General features: G+C 69.7%; 17 protein-coding genes. 3 read left to right on the top strand and 14 right to left on the bottom strand.

The features are described from left to right. The 12 genes from AAW14_RS21610 to AAW14_RS21555 form a co-directional block, all read right to left on the bottom strand. Nucleotides 1-1,197 (bottom strand): NAD(P)/FAD-dependent oxidoreductase, encoded by a 1,197-nt coding sequence (locus AAW14_RS21610; RefSeq protein ID WP_265565559.1) that lies wholly within the window; start codon nucleotides 1,195-1,197, stop codon nucleotides 1-3. Then, complete coding sequence (locus AAW14_RS21605; protein ID WP_265565558.1) at nucleotides 1,194-2,072, bottom strand: (2Fe-2S)-binding protein; 879 nt, start codon at nucleotides 2,070-2,072, stop codon at nucleotides 1,194-1,196. The genes AAW14_RS21610 and AAW14_RS21605 overlap by 4 nt, the downstream gene beginning before the upstream one ends. Then, nucleotides 2,069-4,162 (bottom strand): molybdopterin oxidoreductase family protein, encoded by a 2,094-nt coding sequence (locus AAW14_RS21600; RefSeq protein ID WP_265565557.1) that lies wholly within the window; start codon nucleotides 4,160-4,162, stop codon nucleotides 2,069-2,071. The genes AAW14_RS21605 and AAW14_RS21600 overlap by 4 nt, the downstream gene beginning before the upstream one ends. Next, entirely contained in the window at nucleotides 4,155-5,513 is a 1,359-nt protein-coding gene (locus AAW14_RS21595; protein ID WP_265565556.1) for an MFS transporter, read from the bottom strand. Before AAW14_RS21595 ends, AAW14_RS21600 begins: the two co-directional genes overlap by 8 nt. A 194-nt stretch (nucleotides 5,514-5,707) precedes the next feature. Then, nucleotides 5,708-6,547, bottom strand: a complete 840-nt coding sequence (locus AAW14_RS21590) for a hypothetical protein (RefSeq protein WP_265565555.1) — start codon at nucleotides 6,545-6,547, stop codon at nucleotides 5,708-5,710. Between the two features lie 26 nt (nucleotides 6,548-6,573). Beyond that, nucleotides 6,574-7,314 carry an SDR family NAD(P)-dependent oxidoreductase gene (locus tag AAW14_RS21585; RefSeq protein WP_265565554.1) on the bottom strand — a complete coding sequence of 247 codons (741 nt, stop codon included), beginning with the start codon at nucleotides 7,312-7,314 and terminating at the stop codon, nucleotides 6,574-6,576. After that, nucleotides 7,314-7,562, bottom strand: a complete 249-nt coding sequence (locus tag AAW14_RS21580; RefSeq protein WP_265565553.1) for an acyl carrier protein — start codon at nucleotides 7,560-7,562, stop codon at nucleotides 7,314-7,316. The genes AAW14_RS21585 and AAW14_RS21580 overlap by 1 nt, the downstream gene beginning before the upstream one ends. Before the next feature lie 37 nt (nucleotides 7,563-7,599). Beyond that, the gene (locus AAW14_RS21575; RefSeq protein WP_265565552.1) at nucleotides 7,600-8,751 is read right to left on the bottom strand and encodes a cytochrome P450; all 1,152 of its coding nucleotides are present in this window, start codon (nucleotides 8,749-8,751) and stop codon (nucleotides 7,600-7,602) included. After that, on the bottom strand, nucleotides 8,748-9,206 hold the full coding sequence (locus tag AAW14_RS21570; RefSeq protein WP_265565551.1) for a hypothetical protein: 459 nt from the start codon (nucleotides 9,204-9,206) through the stop codon (nucleotides 8,748-8,750). Before AAW14_RS21570 ends, AAW14_RS21575 begins: the two co-directional genes overlap by 4 nt. 2 nt (nucleotides 9,207-9,208) lie before the next feature. After that, the gene (locus AAW14_RS21565; protein WP_265565550.1) at nucleotides 9,209-10,759 is read right to left on the bottom strand and encodes an AMP-binding protein; all 1,551 of its coding nucleotides are present in this window, start codon (nucleotides 10,757-10,759) and stop codon (nucleotides 9,209-9,211) included. Between the two features lie 47 nt (nucleotides 10,760-10,806). Next, nucleotides 10,807-11,178 carry a cupin domain-containing protein gene (locus tag AAW14_RS21560; RefSeq protein ID WP_265565549.1) on the bottom strand — a complete coding sequence of 124 codons (372 nt, stop codon included), beginning with the start codon at nucleotides 11,176-11,178 and terminating at the stop codon, nucleotides 10,807-10,809. Nucleotides 11,179-11,315: 137 nt separating this feature from the next. Next, complete coding sequence (locus tag AAW14_RS21555; RefSeq protein ID WP_265565548.1) at nucleotides 11,316-12,524, bottom strand: MFS transporter; 1,209 nt, start codon at nucleotides 12,522-12,524, stop codon at nucleotides 11,316-11,318. Nucleotides 12,525-12,693: 169 nt separating this feature from the next. On the opposite strand from AAW14_RS21555, the gene AAW14_RS21550 reads away from it, so the two are divergent. Continuing rightward, nucleotides 12,694-13,554, top strand: coding sequence for a hypothetical protein (locus tag AAW14_RS21550; RefSeq protein ID WP_265565547.1), 861 nt, complete (start codon nucleotides 12,694-12,696; stop codon nucleotides 13,552-13,554). 475 nt (nucleotides 13,555-14,029) lie between these two features. Here the strand turns inward: AAW14_RS21550 and AAW14_RS21545 are convergent, their stop codons facing one another. Continuing rightward, nucleotides 14,030-14,830: an ABC transporter ATP-binding protein gene (locus AAW14_RS21545; protein ID WP_265565546.1), complete on the bottom strand. Its 801-nt coding sequence runs from the start codon at nucleotides 14,828-14,830 to the stop codon at nucleotides 14,030-14,032. After that, the gene (gene leuA, locus AAW14_RS21540) at nucleotides 14,823-16,535 is read right to left on the bottom strand and encodes a 2-isopropylmalate synthase (protein WP_265565608.1); all 1,713 of its coding nucleotides are present in this window, start codon (nucleotides 16,533-16,535) and stop codon (nucleotides 14,823-14,825) included. The genes AAW14_RS21545 and leuA overlap by 8 nt, the downstream gene beginning before the upstream one ends. 285 nt (nucleotides 16,536-16,820) lie before the next feature. Between leuA and AAW14_RS21535 the strand changes: the two genes are divergently transcribed. Both AAW14_RS21535 and AAW14_RS21530 read left to right on the top strand, forming a co-directional pair. Further along, a complete protein-coding gene (locus AAW14_RS21535; protein ID WP_265565545.1) occupies nucleotides 16,821-17,510 on the top strand; it encodes a FadR/GntR family transcriptional regulator in 690 nt (229 codons plus the stop codon). 19 nt (nucleotides 17,511-17,529) lie between these two features. Further along, on the top strand, nucleotides 17,530-18,351 hold the full coding sequence (locus AAW14_RS21530; RefSeq protein WP_265565544.1) for a thioesterase II family protein: 822 nt from the start codon (nucleotides 17,530-17,532) through the stop codon (nucleotides 18,349-18,351). The last annotated feature ends 461 nt before the right edge of the window (nucleotides 18,352-18,812 follow it).

Genomic DNA, 18,812 nt, shown 5'->3' with positions numbered 1-18,812 from the left:
TTATGCAGGGAGGAGGAGTTGTTCCAGGTCGGCGGGCGGCTGCCGGCCGATGAAGGGCTGGAGGGTGGTGGGGGTGCCGGTGTTTCCGGCGAGGATCCCGCCGAGCAGCACGCCCGTATCGGCGTCGAATACGGCCTTGGCATAGCGGGTGTCCTCGGCGAACGCAGCCTCCATGGCGCCCTGGTGGCCGGTGGCGCCGAAGGTGGCGACGTTGATGCCGAGGAGCTTGAGCGTGGTGGAGGTGTCGATGTCCTCCAGTGGCTCCGCCTCCAGGCCGAGGACCTGCCGGGCGACGCTGCCGGCCATGCGATAGCCGGGGGCGACCAGGCCGTAGCAACGGCCCCCCACCGCCGCGCAGTCCCCGACAGCCCACACTTGCGGCGCGCTGGTGCGGCACAGCTTGTCGGTGAGGAAGCCGCCGCGGTCCGCGCGCTCCAGGCCGAGAGCGGTGGCAAGGTCGTCACGGGGCCGTACCCCAGCAGCAAAGATGACCAGCGGCGTGTCGATGACCGTGCCGTTGGACAGGGTGACGGAACGTACGGTCCTGGCTGGGTGCGAGTCGATGCTGACGGTGGCGGTGCCGCAGTGCACCGCGACGCCGAGGCCGGTGACGTGCCGGTGCAGCACTGCGGCTGCTCCCCTGTCCAGCTGCGCGGGCATCAGGTGCGGTCCGGTCTCCACCACGTGTGGCGTCATCCCGAGGAGCCGCAGGGCGTTGGCGGCTTCCAGGCCGAGCAGGCCACCGCCGACCACGACGCCGTTCCTGCCGGGCCGGGCGTGGGCACGGATGGCGTCGAGGTCGTCGAAGGTGCGGTACACGAAACAGCCGGGCAGGTCGTGGCCGGGCACGGGCGGCACGAACGGGCGTGAGCCCGTGGCGAGGACGAGCGCGTCGTAGGTCAGGCAGGAGCCGTCAGCGGTCCGCACGGTCCGCGACGCCGGATCTCCGCCCACGGCCGGGCAGCCCAACCACAACTGCGCCCGGGGATGCTGAAGGAAGTCGCGCCCCGGGAGCATGAGGTCGGCGCGGCTCCTACCGTCCAGGTATCCGGACAGGCACACGCGGTCGTAGGCGGGGTACAGCTCTTCTCCCAGGATGACGATGCGCCACTCCTCGTCCGCATCAAGGGCCAGGACTTCTTCGGCCAGGCGGTGGCCGGCCATGCCATATCCGGCGATCATCAGCGTGCGCATCATGCCGCCGCCTCCTGTGCCTGACGTTCGTCGGCCCAAATGCCGCAGAGTTCCTGAACCGCTGGACCGCAGCCGCCGCAGCCGGTGCCGGCCCGCGTCGCTGTGGCGAGCGCGGATTGGGTACGGGCACCGGATCGCCACGCGGCGGCGAGCGCGCGGCGAGTGACGTTGTTGCACAGGCAGATCACCGCGTCCTGAAGCGGCGGCGCGGTGTCGGTGGAGCATGGGCGCGGCGGCAGGTCGAGCAGCAGCCCGAGGCGGTCGGCAGGCAGGTACTGGCCGCGTCGGTGCAGCAGCCCGAGCGTTGCGATGGCCTGCGGCAGTCCCACCAGGACTCCCGCGATGATCTTGTGGTCGTTGATGGTGAGCTGGGCGTAGCGCTGGTGACGGGGGTCGGTGAGAGTGATCTGCCGGGTGCCGGGATGCTCGGCCGCGTCCGGTTCTCCGAGGACGGCGACGTCCACCAAGGCGCTACGCAGCCGTAGTTGTTCGCCCGGCCCGGTGGCTTGGCCGGCGACGATGAGCGCGTCGGCGGGCAGGTCGCTGCCGTCCGCAAGGTGCAGCACGCCGTCGGAGCAACGGGTGGGCTGCGCGCCGCCCAGGACGGTGATGCCCGCGTCTTCCAGGTGGGCGGTGACCATGCGGCTCGCCACCTCGCCCAGCGCGTGGTACAGGGGCCGCGGGGCGGTGCAGACCAGGCCGGTGCGCACGCCGCGCGTAGCGAGGGCGCTGGCGGCCTCCACCGCGAGCGCGCCGTCCCCCAGCACCAGCGCGACCTTGGGTGTGAGGGTGGCGCAGTCCTCAACCGTGCGGATGGGGACGACGCCTGCGGCGCCGGTTGTGCACGTGAGAGCGGCCGGATCAAGGGGGGCGGTCACGCTGCTGGTTCCTCTTCTGCTGGTTCTAGGCGGACGGCGGCGACTTTGAATTCCGGCATGCCGCTGCGTGGGTCGATTGCCGGATTGGTGAGGGCGTTGGCGCGGCCGTCTCCCGTGTAGTGGAACGGCACGAACACCGTGTCCAGCCGCATGGCGGGGTCGGTGCGGACCGGTGCGGTCAGGCTGCCGCGTGCGGAGGTGACGCGGGCCGGTGTGTCGTCGGTGAGGCCGTGGCGGGCGGCGGTGTCCGGGTGCACCTGGACGAATGCCTGCGGCGCTGCGTCGTTGAGTTCTCGGATGCGGCGCGTCTGGGCGCCCGTCTGATACTGAGCCAGCACCCGGCCCGTCGTGGCATACAGCGGGTACTGATTGCTCAGGTCTTCCGCGGCCTCGCGGTAGGTGACCGGGACGAACCGCGCGCGGCCGTCCGCGTGCGCGAACCGGTCGGTGAACAGGCGTGGCGTGCCGGGATGGTCCTCAGCGGGACAGGGCCAGTGCAGGGCTTCGCCGGCCTCCAGGCGCTCATAGGTGACTCCTGCGTAGTCGGCCCTGCCGCCGGCGGAGGCTGCGCGGAGCTCGTCGAAGACGGCCTCGGGCGAGTCGGGGAAGCGGTGCGGGGGCTGCCCGAGCCGGATGGCCAGGTCGCGGATGACCTCCAGGTCGCTCCTGACGCCAGGTGGCGGCGGCAGCAGGGCGCGTCGCCGCAGGACGCGGCCCTCGAGGTTGGTAAGGGTGCCGTCTTCTTCGGCCCATTGGGTGACCGGCAGCACCACGTCGGCCGCTTGGGCGGTCTCCGAGAGTACGAAGTCCGCCACTACCAGCAGGTCCAGTGCCGCCAACCGCTCCTCGATCCGGGCGGAGTGCGGTGCGGACACGATGGGGTTGGAGCCGAACACCAGCAGCGCGCGAGGTCCCTCCGGGGTGCCGAGGGCATCCAGCATCTCGAATGCGCTGCGGCCCGCGCCGGGGAGCTCCTGTGGACGGATGCCCCACACGGCGGCGACATGCGCGCGGGCCTCCGGGTCGGTGATGGAGCGGTAGCCGGCCAGCTGGTCGGCCTTCTGACCGTGCTCCCGTCCGCCTTGCCCGTTGCCCTGGCCGGTGAGGCAGCCGTAGCCGCTGCCGGGGCGCCCGGGAAGCCCGAGCGCGAGCGCCAGGTTGATGAACGCCTGCGCGGTGTCAGTGCCTTTGGACTGCTGTTCGACGCCCCGCCCGGTCAGTACGTAGGCCCGCTCGGCCTGGGCCAGCAGCCGTGCCGCACGGCGGATGTCATGGGCCGGAACACCGGTGACCTGCTCGGTGCGCTCCGGCCACCACTCCCCCACGGAGGCGGCCACCTCCGGGAAGCCGTGCGTGCGCTGCTGGATGTAGCTCTTGTCCGCTGGCCCGTCCTCGAGGACGGCGTGCAGCAGCCCCAGCGCCAGGGCGAGGTCAGTGCCGGGGACGGGTTGCAGGTGCAGCGCGGCACGCTGCGCGGTGGGTGTGCGGCGCGGGTCCAGCACGATCAGATCCGCGCGCTCCAGGTGCTGCATCAGCGGCGGCATCGTCTCGGCAGGATTGGCGCCGGCCAGCAGCACCACCTGCGCCTCCTGCAGGTCGGTGACGGGGAACGGCAGGCCCCGGTCGATGCCGAACGCGGCGTTCCCCGCGGCAGCCGCCGACGACATGCACCAGCGGCCGTTGTAGTCGATCTGGCTGGTGCCCAGCGCCACGCGAGCGAACTTGCCCAGCAGGTACGCCTTCTCGTTGGTCAGGCCGCCACCGCCGAAGACCCCGACCACGTCGGGACCATGCTGGGCTCGCAGGGTACGGAGCCGACGGGCAACCACGCCCAGGGCCTGCTCCCAGCCGACCGGCACCAGTTGGTCCCCCTGCCGCAGCAGCGGGCTGGTGAGCCGGTCGGGGGTGTGCAGCAGCTCCGGGGCGGTCCAGCCCTTCTGGCACAGTCGGCCGGCATTCACCGGAAAGCCCGCCAGCGGCTGCACCTTGACGCCGATCTCCCGGTCACCTTGCAGGCGGGTGCCGCACTGCAACGCACAATATGGGCAGTGGGTGTCGGTTTCCGCGGCGAGTATGGGCAGGTCAGACACGCGCTCGCTCCCGGTCGGCCGCGGCCCGCTGCGCGGTGGGCTTGCGCAGGTAGACGGCCCGCAGCAGCAACATGCATGCGGCGTAGTAGCCGATGAACGCGCAGAACGCCGGGATACCGGAGGCGTGGTGGCCGCTGTAGGAGAGCTTGAACGCAAAGTTGATGGCCGCGCCGCCGACCGCGCCGACCGCTCCCGCGATGGCGATGACCGCTCCGGCCAGGCGACGCTGGCGGGCGAACGCTTCGGATGCGTCCGCCCCGGCGGTGACCTCTTGTTCGGCCTTGGCGGCGAAGACGACCGGGATCAGCTTGTACGTGGAGCCGTTACCGATGCCGCTGAGCACGAACAGCGTGACGAACCCCGCAACGAACAGCCCGAATTGCTGCCAGGTGGCGGCGACGACGAGGACGCCGGTTCCGGCGGCCATGGCCAGGAACGTCCAGAACGTGACGCGGGCCGCTCCGCACCGGTCGGCGAGCCGGCCGCCGAGGGGGCGGGTGAGTGAGCCGAGCAGCGGCCCGAGGAAGGTGTAGGAGACGGCCTGCACCGGGGTTGCGCCGAACTGGTTCTGCAGCACCAGCCCGAACGCGAACCCGTAGCCGATGAAGGAACCGAAGGTGCCCACGTACAAGGCTGAGATCAGCCAGGTGTGCCCGGTGCGGGCGGCTTCCCGCTGTGCGCCGGGCGGCGTGCGGACGGCGGCCACGTTGTCCATGTACCGGCCGCACATCACCGCCGTGATGACGATGACCGGCAGGTAGATGCATGCGATGTAAGCAGGGTGGCGGACGCCGTAGAGTGTCGCCACGGCCAGGCCGAGCAGCTGTACCACCGCCACGCCCAGGTTGCCGCCGCCGGCGTTCAGGCCGAGCGCCCAGCCTTGGTGCCGCTGGGGGTAGAACGCGGTGACGTTGGTCATGGAGGAGGCGAAGTTGCCGCCGCCGATCCCGGCCAGGGCTGCCACGGCGACGAGTGCCCACAGCGGGGTGCCGGGCTGCTGGATCAGCCAGGTCGCGAGCGCCGTCGGCACGAGCAGCGCGAGGGTGGCCAGCACGGTCCAGTTCCGGCCTCCCATGCGGGTCACGGCGTAGCTGTACGGCAGCCGCAGCAACGCGCCCACGAGGGTCGGGGTGGTGACGAGCAGGAACTTCTGACTGGGGTCGAGGTTCAGCCCGCTTTCGGGCGACATGAACAGGGCCAGCACGGACCACAGCGTCCACACCGAGAACGCGACGTGCTCCGAGGCCACGGAGTAGAACAGGTTCCGGCGAGCTACCTTGTGTCCTCCGGCAGCCCAGACGTCCTCGTCTTCCGGGTTCCAGTCCGTCAGCCAGCCTTGATGCCGCTTCACCTCATCTCCTTTCGTAAGGGACCCGGCCCCGGCACGGGGGAAGCTGCCGGGGCCGAGCCGTGGCGCAGCGGACCGGGGGAGCAGCGAAGCGGGTGGCCGCGCTGTCTGCTGCGGGGCGCTCCCCCGGCCGGGCACACCGACCGGGCACGCCGGGCGCGTGCGGCCGGGGAAGCAACTGGACGGATCTCTGAGGGTCAGAAGCTGAGGTCCAGGGCCTTGACCCTGTCCCGCTCGCGCAGCGGGTGCGAGTCGGAGAACACGAAGCAGCGCGTGTTCATCAGCTTGCTGTCCTCGACCTTCGCGGTGGAGAAGATCACCACCGGAACGCGCTCGTTGCCGTTGGAGCGGTCGAGGAAGTCCGCGCGGAAGTCGATGATCGGTGCGTCCTCACCCCACCGGCCCAGAAAGTCCTCCACCACGGGCTGGTCGGCGTATATGTGACGTATGTGGTTGCCGACGTAGGAGGCCGGGTTGTCGGTCGCGCCGACGATCTCGATGTCCTTCCAGTTGGCGTGTTCGACGGTGCCGTCCTCGGCTATCAGGTGGATGGCGACCGGGCAGGTGTCGTAGTAGCCCTTGATCAGCGCCACGGCGTCCTCGCCGACCGGGACGTACTTCTCGCTCGGGCGGTCCACTTGGCTGATCCACGCCTGCGCGGTGGTGTCGCCCTGGCCGTCCTGCGGGGCGGGGGTCGGGTGGGAAGTGACCGGCCGGAGCGCCCAGAACGCGTAGTCGGTGCCGTCCACCTGGCCGAAGCCGATGTTGGCATAGCCGGAGGAGAAGTTCGGGTTGCTGAAGGCAGCAGCGATGTTCTCCACCGGCCTGCCGAGCTTGTGATAAGCGGCGTAGTCGTTGATGCCGAGCGCGGCCGGGAGGCCGGCACCCTTGGCGGCCTTGGGGCCGAGCAGTTCGGTGGCAGCCTTGTTGGCGATGACGACCTCACCGGTGGCGGTGGTGACGACCATGCCCGGGGATGCCCAGTTGAACAGGTCGAGCAGCTGCTCGGTGGACGGGTGGACGAAGGTTGCAGACATGAGGATGTGACCCTCTTTCTGTGTGTTCAGAGGACTTTGCGGCTGTAGTTGAAGACTTGGCCGGTTGGCCCGTTGGAGGGGAACTCGGCGATCGTGGCGATCCACTCCGCCACCGTGCGGGGGGATTTGAGCCAGTCTGTGTCGAAACCCTTGTTGATGGCGCGGAGGACTTGCTCGTTCACCGCGCTGTCCAGCCCGGCCATGGTCATGGCGGTGGCCACGGGGCCGGGACGTACCTCGTTGCTGACGATGCCGTCGCCCGCGAACTCCACCGAACACGCCCGCATCAGGGTGGTCATGGCGGCCTTGCTGGCGGCGTAGGCGAAACGTTCTGGCCTGTAGCCGTTGGCCAGGCTCGCGCCCACGAACGTCAGTGAGCCGCCACCGGCCTGTTTGAGCAGGTGGCAAGTGGCCTGCACCAGGTTGAGGGCCGTGGCCACGTTGGTGGTGTAGGTGTCCGCCACGGTCTCCCACGGCAGCTTGGGCAGGTCCACGGGGTCGGGTGAGTATCCGGCGTTCAGCACCACGGCCTTCACACCGTGCTCCGCCGCCCCCGGTACGGAGGCGATGGCCTGGTCCACGGCGGTGGCATCCCGCAGGTCGGCGTTGCGGTCGATGTAGCCGCCACGCTCTGCCAGGCCCGGATTGCCGCGCCGGGACAGGCCGACCACGGTGTAGCCGCGCTCCAGGAATGCTTCGGCCACGGCAGCGCCGATACCGGAGGAAGTGCCGGAGACCACCGCGATGCGGGGGCTTCCTTGCGTCATCAGGCGGCCTGGGTCTGCGGCTGGAAGACGGCCTCGTCAATGGCTTGCAGTGTTCGCATCTTCTCGATGGTTATGACGCCCGGTTCCAGCTTGTCGCCGTGGATGCGTTCGATCTCCATCACCATCTGCACGAACTGCAGACTCGTCACCAGCCCGGACTCGATCAGGTCGGTCTCGTCGTCAATGGTGACCGGCTCCGCGTGCAGGCCGGTGAGCCAGGTTCGCAGCTGCTCGATCTTCGTCGCCATGGGTGCTCCTTTGGGTGACCCCCGCGAGCGCGGGGCCTTACGTTGTGGTGAACTGGACGGTGAAGTCGACCGGGTGGGAGAAGGACTGGCTGTCCATGCGGCGCCGGTCGCGGGTGACGGTGATCCGGGAGAACCTGCCGATGATCGCCTCGATCAGCAGGGAGAACTCGGCCTTGGCGAGGGCGAAGCCGGGGCAGGAGTGCGCTCCGGCCGCGAACGGCATGGACTGCTTGCGGGAGCGGCTCACCTCGAACCGGTCGGGGTGCGGGAAGATGCGCGGGTCGCGGTTGGCTCCGGCGATCGATGTCAGCACGGCGGAGTGACGAGGAATGGTCTCGCCCGCGATCTCCACGTCCTCACCGGCGAACCGCACGGCCGTCTGCACCGGGGGGAACAGCCGCAGCACCTCTTCGACGAAGGCGTCCCGCACGGCCGGGTCGGCGAGTTCGTCCATTCCGAACATCAACCGGCCCATGCAGTACACCAGCGAGGTGATGAACGCGCTGGACGTCTCCGTCCCCGCGATGAAGAACAGCAGAGCCGTGGAGCGGACCTCGCTGTCGGACAGGTTGATGCCCTTGCGGTCACGAGTGCGTTCGATCGTGTCCAGCAGGGAGGCACCGTCCCCGTGCCGGGCGGCGCGCTGCTTCTCGATGATCCCCAGCAGCTCAGCGGTGTTGGCGTGAGTCTCGGCGGTCTCCACCGTGGGGAAGTCCAGCAGCCGCGCGAGCGGCCGGGTCAGAGCGTGGAAGCGGCGCTCCAACCCGAGGTCGATACCGAGGATCGTGCAGACGATGCCGTAGGGAATCTTGTGCGCGTAGGTGTCGTAGAAGTCATTGGTCTCCACCCCGGCAAGGTCGTCCACCAGGGCGTTGATCAGGCGTGGCATCAGCTGCTGCTTGTACTCATCGATGCGCGCGGCCGACAGCACCGGCGCGAGCAGGGCGCGAAACGCCTTGTGTTCGGGGCCGTCGGCGTCGAGCACGTTCGGGCCGAACGCCCGCGCGGACGCCTTGAGGGGGTGCTCCGCGAGGATGGCCGGGTGGGACAGGGCGGCGTGTACGGCCGCGTTCCCCGTGACGGCGTAGACACCATCTTCCAGACGGTGCACATCACGGTCGGTGGGCAGGTGCCGGAACCAGTACGGCTCTGCCAGCAGCGCGGTCGGAGCAGCAGGCGTGACGGTCATATAGTGGCTGTCCCCCCGAGCGCGAGGCCGAGAATGCCGACCAGTAACCGCATCGCGGCCTGCCACTCCTCCGCGGTCAGGCCGAGGGTGCCGGGCGGGGTGTAGTAGGCGGTCACGCTGCCGCTGATGCCGCCGGCGCCGGTAAGCCCGGCGTGGAAGGCGTGCTCTCCGCGCTTGCCGCTCTCGGGCAGCGGCGGTACGGCCTCCGTTCCGGCGACGCCGACCAGGCCGTCCGTCCCGAGCGCCTGTCCACCGTAGACCAGGGCGATTTCGGGAGTGATGTTCCGGCGCACCAACTCGAAGAAAGCGGTGGCGCGGTCAGCGGGCTCGGGGTGCGTGGTGGAGCGGTCGAGGAGCGCGGTGGCGGCCTCGATGACGCGCTCTATGCGGCGCTTGGACTGGATGGCGTCCAGTGCCAGGGAGACCTTGGTCTCGGCGTGGGTGGGTGCGGTCACGGTCAGTGGTCCTTCCGTGGGGGTTGGGCGGGGTAGCCGTAGCGTTCCGCCAACGCCCTCTTGTCGATCTTGGTGTTGTCCAGCAGCGGCATCTCTGGCACCACGTGCACCCGCGCGGGCACCATGTACGCCGGAAGCGTTTCCCTCAGCCGAACGTGCAGTTCGGTCTCGGTCAGTCCGGGCGCAGGTGGCTCGGCGAACAGGACCAGGCGCGGGTTTCCGGCTCCGTCCGGGAGCGGCAGCGCCACGGCGCGCCCGGAGCCGAGGGACAGCGCGGCGGTTTCGATCTCGGCGGGTTCGATCCGGTGCCCGGCAACCTTGATCTGTGCGTCCCTGCGCCCGGCGAAGTGCAACGTGCCCCGGTCGTCGATGTGGCCGTGGTCGCCGGTCAGGTAGACACGGCACTGCCGGCCGTCGACGGTGAGGGTGCGGAACGCGGCGTCCGTCAGCTCGGGTTCGTCGAGGTAGCCGAGCGCCAAGCCGCTGCCGCTGAGCGCGACTTCGCCCACCTGGCCGCGTGGGAGTACGCAGCCGTCCGCCACGATGTGCACTCCGGTGCCGGGCACCGGTCCCCCGGCCGGGATGGGCTGCGGAGCATGAGCGTCAGCGGGAGTGATGGGGTGCGTGGTGGCGAACACGCAGGACTCCACCGGCCCGTAGCCGTTGACCAACTCCATGGCCGGGTAGGCCGCGTACAGTTTCTGACAGGTGGCGGGCGTCGGCTTGTCGCCACCGACCATCAGGCACCGCAGCCCCGCGACGCAGTCGATGTCCCCGGCGACGATCACGTCCGCCAGCGACGGCGTGAGGAACAGGTGCGTAGCGCCGAGGTCGCGGATGTAGGAGCGCAGGTCACCCGGCAGCAGCACGTCCGCCGTATGCACGATCAGCGTGCCACCGAGCAGGAGCATGCCCCACAGCTCCAGGGTGAAGGCGTCCCAGGCCACGGCTGCCGCGTGGATCATCACGGGGGCGTTCCCGTAGTCCAGGTACGGCGGGGTGGTGAACAGCCGTGTGGTGGCCTGGTGTGGGGACAGTACGGCCTTGGGTGTGCCGGTGCTGCCGGAGGTCCAGAACACCGTGGCGCACGCCTCGGGTGCCACCTGCGGCAGCGGTCCGTCCTCTGCCGGGGTGTGGTGCAGTTCGTCCACCGTCAGCGGCCGAGTGCCGCTGCCCGTCAGTCCGACCAGTCCGGCGGAATCCGCAACGGCCACAGGGGCGTCCATGCGGCGCAGGAACCGTTGCAGTCGGCGGGGCGGCCAGCGGACGTCGAGCATGCCGTAGGCCGCACCGGTCGCCAGGATGCCCAGCAGCACGGCGGGCAGTTCCACGGAGCGCCGGGCCACCACCGGCACCACGTGGCCGAGGCCGATCCCACGGGAAGTCAGCTGCGCGGCGATGCGACGGGAGTCGGCGGCCAATTCTGCGTAGGTGATGCTGTCGGTTGCGGTGCGGACCGCGACCCGCTGCGGGTGCTGAGCCGCTACGCGGTAGAACGCGTCGTGGATGGTCCGGGGCTGCGTAGGCGGCCCGTAGATGCTGCTGGTCTCCATGTGCCTGTGATCGCCCTTTTACGTCGCTCCGTTCGCGGGGATGAGGGTTAGTCGTCGTAGCGCATGGACGACGGAACGAGCGCCCCCGGAACGAGGTCCAGACGCGGCGGCGCGGAGAACTCCAGCAGCACCGCGCCCTCCGGGCCGACGTAGGTGGCGGTGTGCTTCTGGCCGGACGGTATGTAGGCCACGTCGCCGGCGTTCAGCTCGTACTCCTTGCCCTCGCACACGAAGCGGATGGACCCCTCGGTGACGACGACCCACTGCTCGTTGGTGTGCCAGTGCGGCGGCAGGTTCAGGTCGCCTTCCTGGCCGGCTTCCACCCGCAGGCAGGACATCTCCTGACCGAACGCGAACCGGCGTGAGAGTGCGATGCCCTGAGCCGGCAGCACCTCGTGATCGTCCCAGTTGATCTTCATGGTTCCCCCCATGGGTTATATCCGCGCATTTCCAGCAAAACGCCGAAATACTGTGATGGTCTGACGCTACAGCGAGAGGTGATCACCTTGGCAAGCCCAGTCCAAATAGCGGAACATTCAACGGAGTTGACGTCTGTCTAGCTGGCTGCGCTCTCGGCGACAGCGGCAGCCTCGTGCGGCTCCGGAGCTTCCAAACGTCGCTCCGGCAGCGTGAACGCCAGCAGCGCCGGCGCCACGAACACCGCCACCAGCACCCAGAACGCCGCCCGCAGACCATGCGCGTCCGCCAGCCATCCCAGTAACGGGGAGCACAGGCCGCCCGCGGCAATCGCCACGCCCAACGCCAGGCCGCTGGCGGTACCGGGCCGGTTGGGCAGGTAGTCCTGCGCAAGGGTGACCTGCGCCGCGAACGGCAGGAACATGGCCGCACCGAACCACGCGGCGCACACCGCCAGAACGGGCAGCGACGGAGACCAGGCGATACCGGCCAGCGCCGGGAGGGAGAGCACGTAGCCCCAGCGGATGGTGGCCATGCGGCCGTAGCGGTCGCCCATCCAGCCGCCACCGAGCATGCCGATCGCCTGAGCAGCCACATACAGGGTCAGCACGGCGGCGCCGACGGCCTCGGCCTGGTGAAGGTCCCTCTGGGCGTGCAGCGCCACCATGGAGTTGATCGCCACGAAGGGGATGGACCAGCCGAGGATCACTGCCCCGAGCCGCGCGAACGACCGCCAGTCGTCATGCAGGGCGGCACCCTGCTTGTGCTTGACGGAGGTGAGCGGCTGCACGGGCTCGTAGCCACGCCAGCGCATCCACGGGCCCTTGATGGCCCACAGCAGCGCCCAGACGGCGGCGGGGGCGGCGAGCAGCCAACTGCCTGACAGGCCCGCGCTGCCGACTACGACGGTGACGAGGGGAGGGGCGATGGCACCACCGATGGTGCCGCCGACAGCGAACACGCTCATCGCCTTCTGGGAGGAGCCCCCGGCGGCCCGGGCGTGGCTCGTGGCGGGCGGATGGTAGGCGGCAATGCCGATGCCGGTCAGAGCGAACAGAACCCACGTCAGCGCGTAGGAGTGCACGAGCCCCACGGTGGAGACGCCGGCGGCTGCAACACAGAAGCCCGTCGGCACCAGCCACGTGCGGGTGCTGCGGTCGGCCAGGATGCCGAAAATGGGCTGCACCACGCTGGACAGGCCGTTCGCGGCGAACGCGAGACCGGAGACAGCCGCGTACGAGTAGTGCCGCTGCGACATCAGGAATGGCAGGAGAGCCGGGATGGCGCCCTGATACAGGTCGTCGACCAGGTGCGTACTGGTCAGAAAGCTCAGTTGGCCTCGTTTCACAGGCTCGTCTCCTAGCTCCATGCTGCTCCGGAGGAAAACACCTCCGCTTCTCAGGTCCTCAGACAGGTACAGTAACGATCAACTCCGCAGGCGGCAACGCACCGACTTTTCGGTCGAGTTGATCGAGGACCGTGACGAACCGGCCGCCTTCCGCACAAAGGAGAACCACGTGACCGACACCCTGTCCGGCGTGCGCGCCCATGACGGCCTGCCCGCGCTCGGTCCCGCACCCACGCGCCTGGCCGACACCCTCGACCGCCTCTACACCGACTGGGCACGCTCCATGTCCGCCACGCCGCTGACAGTGCCTCCGCTCCTGCCCATATCCGACCTGGCCCGGCTGGGGGTCTACGAGAACTTCCCGCAGCTCGCCCTGGTCTCCTCGTCCCTCAACGTGGACGCAGCCACACCGGACCAGTTCACCCGTGACGCCGTCGACGGGGCGCTGGACCCGTACCACCTGCTGCCGGCCGCTCTCGCGCTGCCGTCCAGCGCCTGTTACGGGGTCTACCTGCACTTCCAGGAACGGCAGATCAGCGATGCCGGGGCGCTGGTGACAGTGCTCGGGCAGTGCTACCGCAACGAGAGCCACTACGACGGCCTCAAGCGTCTCAAGGCGTTCCGCATGCGGGAGGTCATCGCCTTAGGCACGCCCGAGCAGACAGCAGCTCACCTGGAGCGGTCCAGCTCGTTCATCGAGCAGTTGGCGAAGGCCATAGGACTGCCGGTGGAGCGGCACGCCGCCTCCGACCCCTTCTACGACCAAACCGGGGAGCGTGCGGCGTTCCAGCGGGTGGTGACGGTCAAGCACGAATACCGCTACGCCGGTATGGCGATTGCCTCGGTGAACACGCACCACAAGTTCTTCGGGGAGCGCTGCTCCATCACCCTGGCTGATGGAACGGCAGCCTCCACCAGCTGCCTGGGGTTCGGGCTCGAGCGGTGGCTGCACGCTCTGGGGGATCACTTCGGCGGCTGGGACGCTGCGCAGCAGGCCGTGGAGAACGCCGCCGGGGTCCTCACCACCTGATGGCGCACCGAGCAGGTGACACTTCCGGCTCGTGGACCAGGGCCTGAGGAGTTCCGAGGCATGCGGACGCGTCGGGATCAACATCCGGACGGGCAAACGACGTAACGGCCGTCGCGCGTCCGGCACGCAGAAGGCGGCACCACCGGCCCGGCGCCCGGTGGTGCGGTCGTCGGCTCCGTCCCGCTCCCTGCGCGTGGCCGGTCGGCCACGCGTCGGCCGGCGGTGGAGCCCTGAGCAGAACCGCGACGCCCTGGCAGGAACGGGGCACCGCCCTCTTCCCTCAGGGTCCGGAGCACGGCCGCCGTGAGCCGCCGAACTCAACGGCGGTCCAAGCAAAACGCTCGACCGGGAAACCCCAGCCGAGCGCCTGCGCAACTGCTCGCCGCCTGTTCAACACGACCATGTGGTGCAACGGCCCCCGGAGTCCTCCGGCTTCCGGGGGCCTACGCACATGGCTCTGAGGCGGAGGCGGACTCTACTGCGCCGCACGACGGCGCGTACGCACGGCCCATCGTCCGCCGCTGTGCTCCAGATCGACCGGATGGTCAAAGCAGCCGCTGACGCCTTCGCTGGTCAGGACCTGGTGGGCCGGTCCGGCGGCAAGACACCGTCCTTCCCGCAGGAGCGCCGCATGAGTGATGGTCGGCGGCAGCTCCTCCAGGTGGTGGGTGACCAGGACAGTCGCCAGCTGCGGGTAGGAGGCCGGCAGTGCTTCCAGGTGTTCGATGAGCTGCTCGCGGCCGGTCAGATCCAGGCCGGTGGCGGGCTCGTCGAGCAACAGCACGCGCGGCTGCGGCAGCAGCGCTCGAGCGATGAGTGCCCGGCCGCGCTCCCCCTGCGACAAGGTTGTCCAGCGCGCGGTACCGCGATGCCCGAGTCCCAGCAGCTTGATGAGCTGGTCAGCGTCTTGTTCCTGCTGGGAGTTGGGGCTCCAGCGCGGCGGGGGTTCGATGCTGCCGGTGATCCCGGTGAGGACCACCTGCCGCACGGTGAGCGGCGACCGCAGCGGGTGGCGTGGATTGACGTGGCCAACGTAGCGATGCAACTCGCGCATGTCCACGCGCCCGAGGGTGTGGCCGAGGACGTGTACGGCGCCGCGGGTCGGGTGCTGCCGTGCCCCCAACAGCGACAGCAGCGTGGACTTTCCCGCCCCGTTGGGGCCCAGAAGCGCCCAGTGCTGCCCGGCCTCGACGGTCAGCGAGACGCCACGGAGGATCGGGTTGCCGTCGCGGACGACATCCACCTCGTCCGCGCTTAAGACGACGGTGTCAGCCACGGGCCGCACCCTGAGCGCGGTTGACGGCCGCCATCACTGCCTGCACCGAGGCGGTCAGGATGGATGTGTCCCAGCCTGCGCCCCACACCTCGCGGTCGCCCACACGGCAGTGGGCGTACGCAGCGGCGGTGGCGTCGGGGCCGGCGGCCGTGGCGTGCTCACTGTAGGTCAGGATGTCCACGGTGATTCCGGCCTGCGTCATCGCGTCCGCGAGGGCGGCGAGAGGGCCGTTGCCGGTGCCGCGCACCTGTGTGCGGCCGGCGGCCGTGGCGACAGTCGCCGTGAACTCGTGCTCGCCCCCGACTCCGGTGGGACGCGTGTCCCAGCCGTCCAGCTGATACGGGCCGTCATGCGCGGGGTCGAGGTACGTGGCGTGGTACAGCTTCCACAGGTCCTCGGTCGAGAGCTCATGACCGGTGCCGTCAGTGACCTGCTGCACCGCGCGGTAGAAGTCCGGGCGCATGGCGGCCGGCAGGTCCAAGCCGTAGCCGGTGTGCAGCAGGTGCGCGATGCCACCCTTGCCGGACTGGGAGTTGACGCGGATCACTTCCTCGTAGGTGCGCCCGAGGTCCGCCGGGTCGATCGGCAGGTACGGCACGCTCCACGGCGCCTCGGATTCGGGGATGTCCAGGTCGGCGGCGTCCTGCCGGTGGCGGACAAGGCCCTTGGCGATGGCGTCCTGGTGGGTGCCGGAGAACGCGGTGTGTACGAGCGCCCCGGCGTACGGATGCCGGACATGGACGGGAATGCGGATGCACTCCTCCACGACCTCCTTGATGGCGTCGATGTCGGAGAAGTCGATCATTGGATCGACGCCCTGCGTGTAGAGGTTGAGGACCAGCGTGACCAGGTCCACGTTCCCGGTGCGCTCGCCGTTGCCGAACAGACAGCCCTCCACCCGCTGCGCCCCGGCCAGCACGGCGAGTTCCGCGCACGCCACGCCGGTGCCCCGGTCGTTGTGCGGGTGCACCGAGAGGATCACCGAGTCGCGCCGTTCCAGATGCTTGGACATGTACTCGATCTGGTCGGCGTACACGTTGGGCGTGGAGATCTCCACCGTCGCGGGGAGGTTGATCACCACCGGACGGTCCGGGCTGGCGTCCCACAGATCGGTGATGCTGTTGCACACGTCCAGAGCGAAGTCCGGCTCGGTGAGGTTGAACACCTCCGGGGAGAACTCGAACCTGACGTCCGCCCCGGCCAGCTTCTCCTCCGCCCGGCGCATCAGATGCGTCGCGGCATCCACGATCATGTGCTTCAGCGCGATCCGGTCGCGGCCCAGAACGACGTTCCGCCATGTGGGAGCGCACGCGGTGTACATGTGCACCAGGACGCGGGGAAGCCCGACCACGGAGTCGAGGGTACGGTCGATCAGCTCGGTGCGGGCCGGGGTGAACACCGAGACGGTCGTGTCCTCGGGGACGGCACCACTGGTGGCCAGATGCCGTACGAAGTCGAAATCGGTCTGGCTCGCCGACGGGTAGGCGACCTCGATCTCCTTGAAGCCCATCGTGGTGAGCAAGTCGAACATGCGTCGCTTGCGGGGGGTGTCCATGGGCTCGGGCAGGGCCTGGTTGCCGTCCCGCAGGTCCACGGGCACCCACAGCGGGGCCTGTGTGATCCTTCGGGAGGGCCACTCGCGGTCGGCGTCGGCCAGGGGGACCTGGACGCGTTCGTGCGCCGGCTGGTAACGGTGGTTCGGCATCGCGGTGGGCCGCTGCGGGTTCCACACCGGGGCGCCGGCCGGAACCGGTCCGGCAGGGGTGCGCACCGTCGGGAACGCAGAATCAGACACAGGGGTTTCCCTTCTACTTCACGGTCGATCAGGAGGCCGACCGGCGCGCACCGCAGCCTCCGCTGCGGGGTGCCGGTCGAAATCAGGCCCCGCAGCGGCAGCCGAGAAGAAGAAAGAAGCCACGCAGCGTCATGGCGGCTACACTAGCGACACCTCAGCTTCGCAGACAACCTGAGAGGTAATCGGACCCCCGCCATGACACTCGACGCGTTGCGCCCCAACTCGCTTGTCGACCAGGCCACCCAGCGTCTCCGTGAGGAGATCACCGCCGGGACATGGGCGGTCGGGACCAAACTCCCAGGCGAGACAACCCTGGCCAGGACCCTCGGTGTGGGTCGCTCCACCGTGCGGGAGGCCCTCCGCGCCCTCGCCGGGGCAGGACTGGTCCAGGCCCGGCAGGGCGCAGGCGTGTTCGTCACCGCCACCACCCCACGTGAGGACTGGCCTGCCCGGCTGCGGCAGTCCGCCATCACCGAGATCTACGAAGTCCGCGCCATGCTGGAGGTCGAGGCCGCCCAACTGGCCGCGAGGCGCCGCACCCCCGATGACATCGCCGCTCTGGACGAGGCGATGCAGCAGCGGCGCCGCGCCGCCACCGGCAGCAACGCAGAGTTCGTGGACGCGGACATCAACCTGCACGCGGCAATCGTCGCCGCCGCGCACAACCTGCTGCTGACGGGGCTGTTCGAGGAGTTCGTGCCGTCGTTGCGGCGCGGCTTGATCGATCTGCTCGAACTCACCGACCTGCGCTCCGGCGACTCCAACCACGGCGAGGAGGTCCACTCGGCGCTCGTGGACGCGGTGCGGCGTGGCGACGCCGAAGCCGCGGGAAGCATTCTGCGGGCCGAGCTCCAGCAGACCCTCACCCGGCTCCAGGCCGTCTGACGCAGATGCCGGAGTTGCCATGAGCGCGCCCGCCCTGATACGGCCGTACCCGCATCCCACCCCCATGACCGCCGAGTGGAAAGTGCTGTTCTTCCCACACTCCGGCGGCTCCCCGGCCTCCTACAAGCAGTTCGCCTCATGCCTGGCCGGAAGCGCCCAAACCGCCGCCGTGCACTACCCCGGCCGCGCCGAACGCTACCGCGAGCCCTGCTTCGCCAGCGTCCACGCGCTCGCCGAGGAGGTGGCGGAAGCATTCCCGGCCTGGTGCGGCGAGGGCCCGGTGCTGCTGTTCGGGCACAGCCTGGGCGCGGCCATCGCCTACGAGACGATCCGGCGCATCCCCGATCAGCACCGCATGATTCTCGTCGCTTCAGGACATCCTGCGCCTTCCCGGCAGCAACTGCCGCCGCTCGACGGGCCGCAAGATGACCCGGACCGACCCGTGGTCGAGCTGGTTCGAGAGCTGGGCGGGGAGGCGCCGGAGATCCTGGAGCACCCGGCGCTGCGGACGATGTTCCTGCCCATCATCCGCGCGGACCTCGCCGCCCACGCCCGCTACCGCCCGGCCCCCGGCTCCACCATCCGCTGCCCCGTCATCGCCCTGCAAGGCACGGCCGACCCCCTCACCGACTCCGAGGGCATGCACGCCTGGGCCGGACACACCCAAGCCGCTTTCCACCTCCACACCTTCCCGGGCGGACACTTCTTCATCAACGGACATGTCCCCCGCGTCGCGGACATCCTGCGCGCCGCCATGCGGAATCACGGAGCCCTCCCCGCAGACGTGCGGAAGAACAGTGGACTCGGCCTCGAGTCCGACCTCGACTTCGACTGTGGGTGAGGGCCCACAGCTTGTGGCCGCCCAGGTCCACCCTCCGCCTCTCCACCACGAGTTCCACCCGTAGCTGGCCGTTGTGACTCACCATCTGCGCCGGTTCCTTGAGCGCAGCACCTCCCGCGAGCGGCGGCGCCCGAGCCGGCGTGGCCGACGGGTCTCCTGCACAGCCGCTCAGCAGGGTGGCGATGGCAAGGAGAAGGGTGATGGCGATGCAGGGCGGCGTGGAACGGGTTCGCATGACGCCTCCGCTGGTATGCCCCATGTCTCGCGTATCCGACCGCCGGCGGGCACTTGGCCGACGCCGTGCGCGCCCCCGCTGGACCGTGCGAGCGAGGATGTACACCCCGATGCCGCCCCGGGGCGGCCAAAACCGGGTGTAGTACCGCCTCACCGGGCCTTGGCCACGAGATACGGAACTCGGAGTCCGCTACGCGGCGACCGTCCTCGTTGCGGCCGTCAACGAG

It is taken from the genome of Streptomyces hygroscopicus (assembly GCF_026168105.1).
Taxonomy (GTDB): domain Bacteria; phylum Actinomycetota; class Actinomycetes; order Streptomycetales; family Streptomycetaceae; genus Streptomyces; species Streptomyces hygroscopicus_D.
This window is presented reverse-complemented; position numbering and strand designations above follow the sequence as displayed.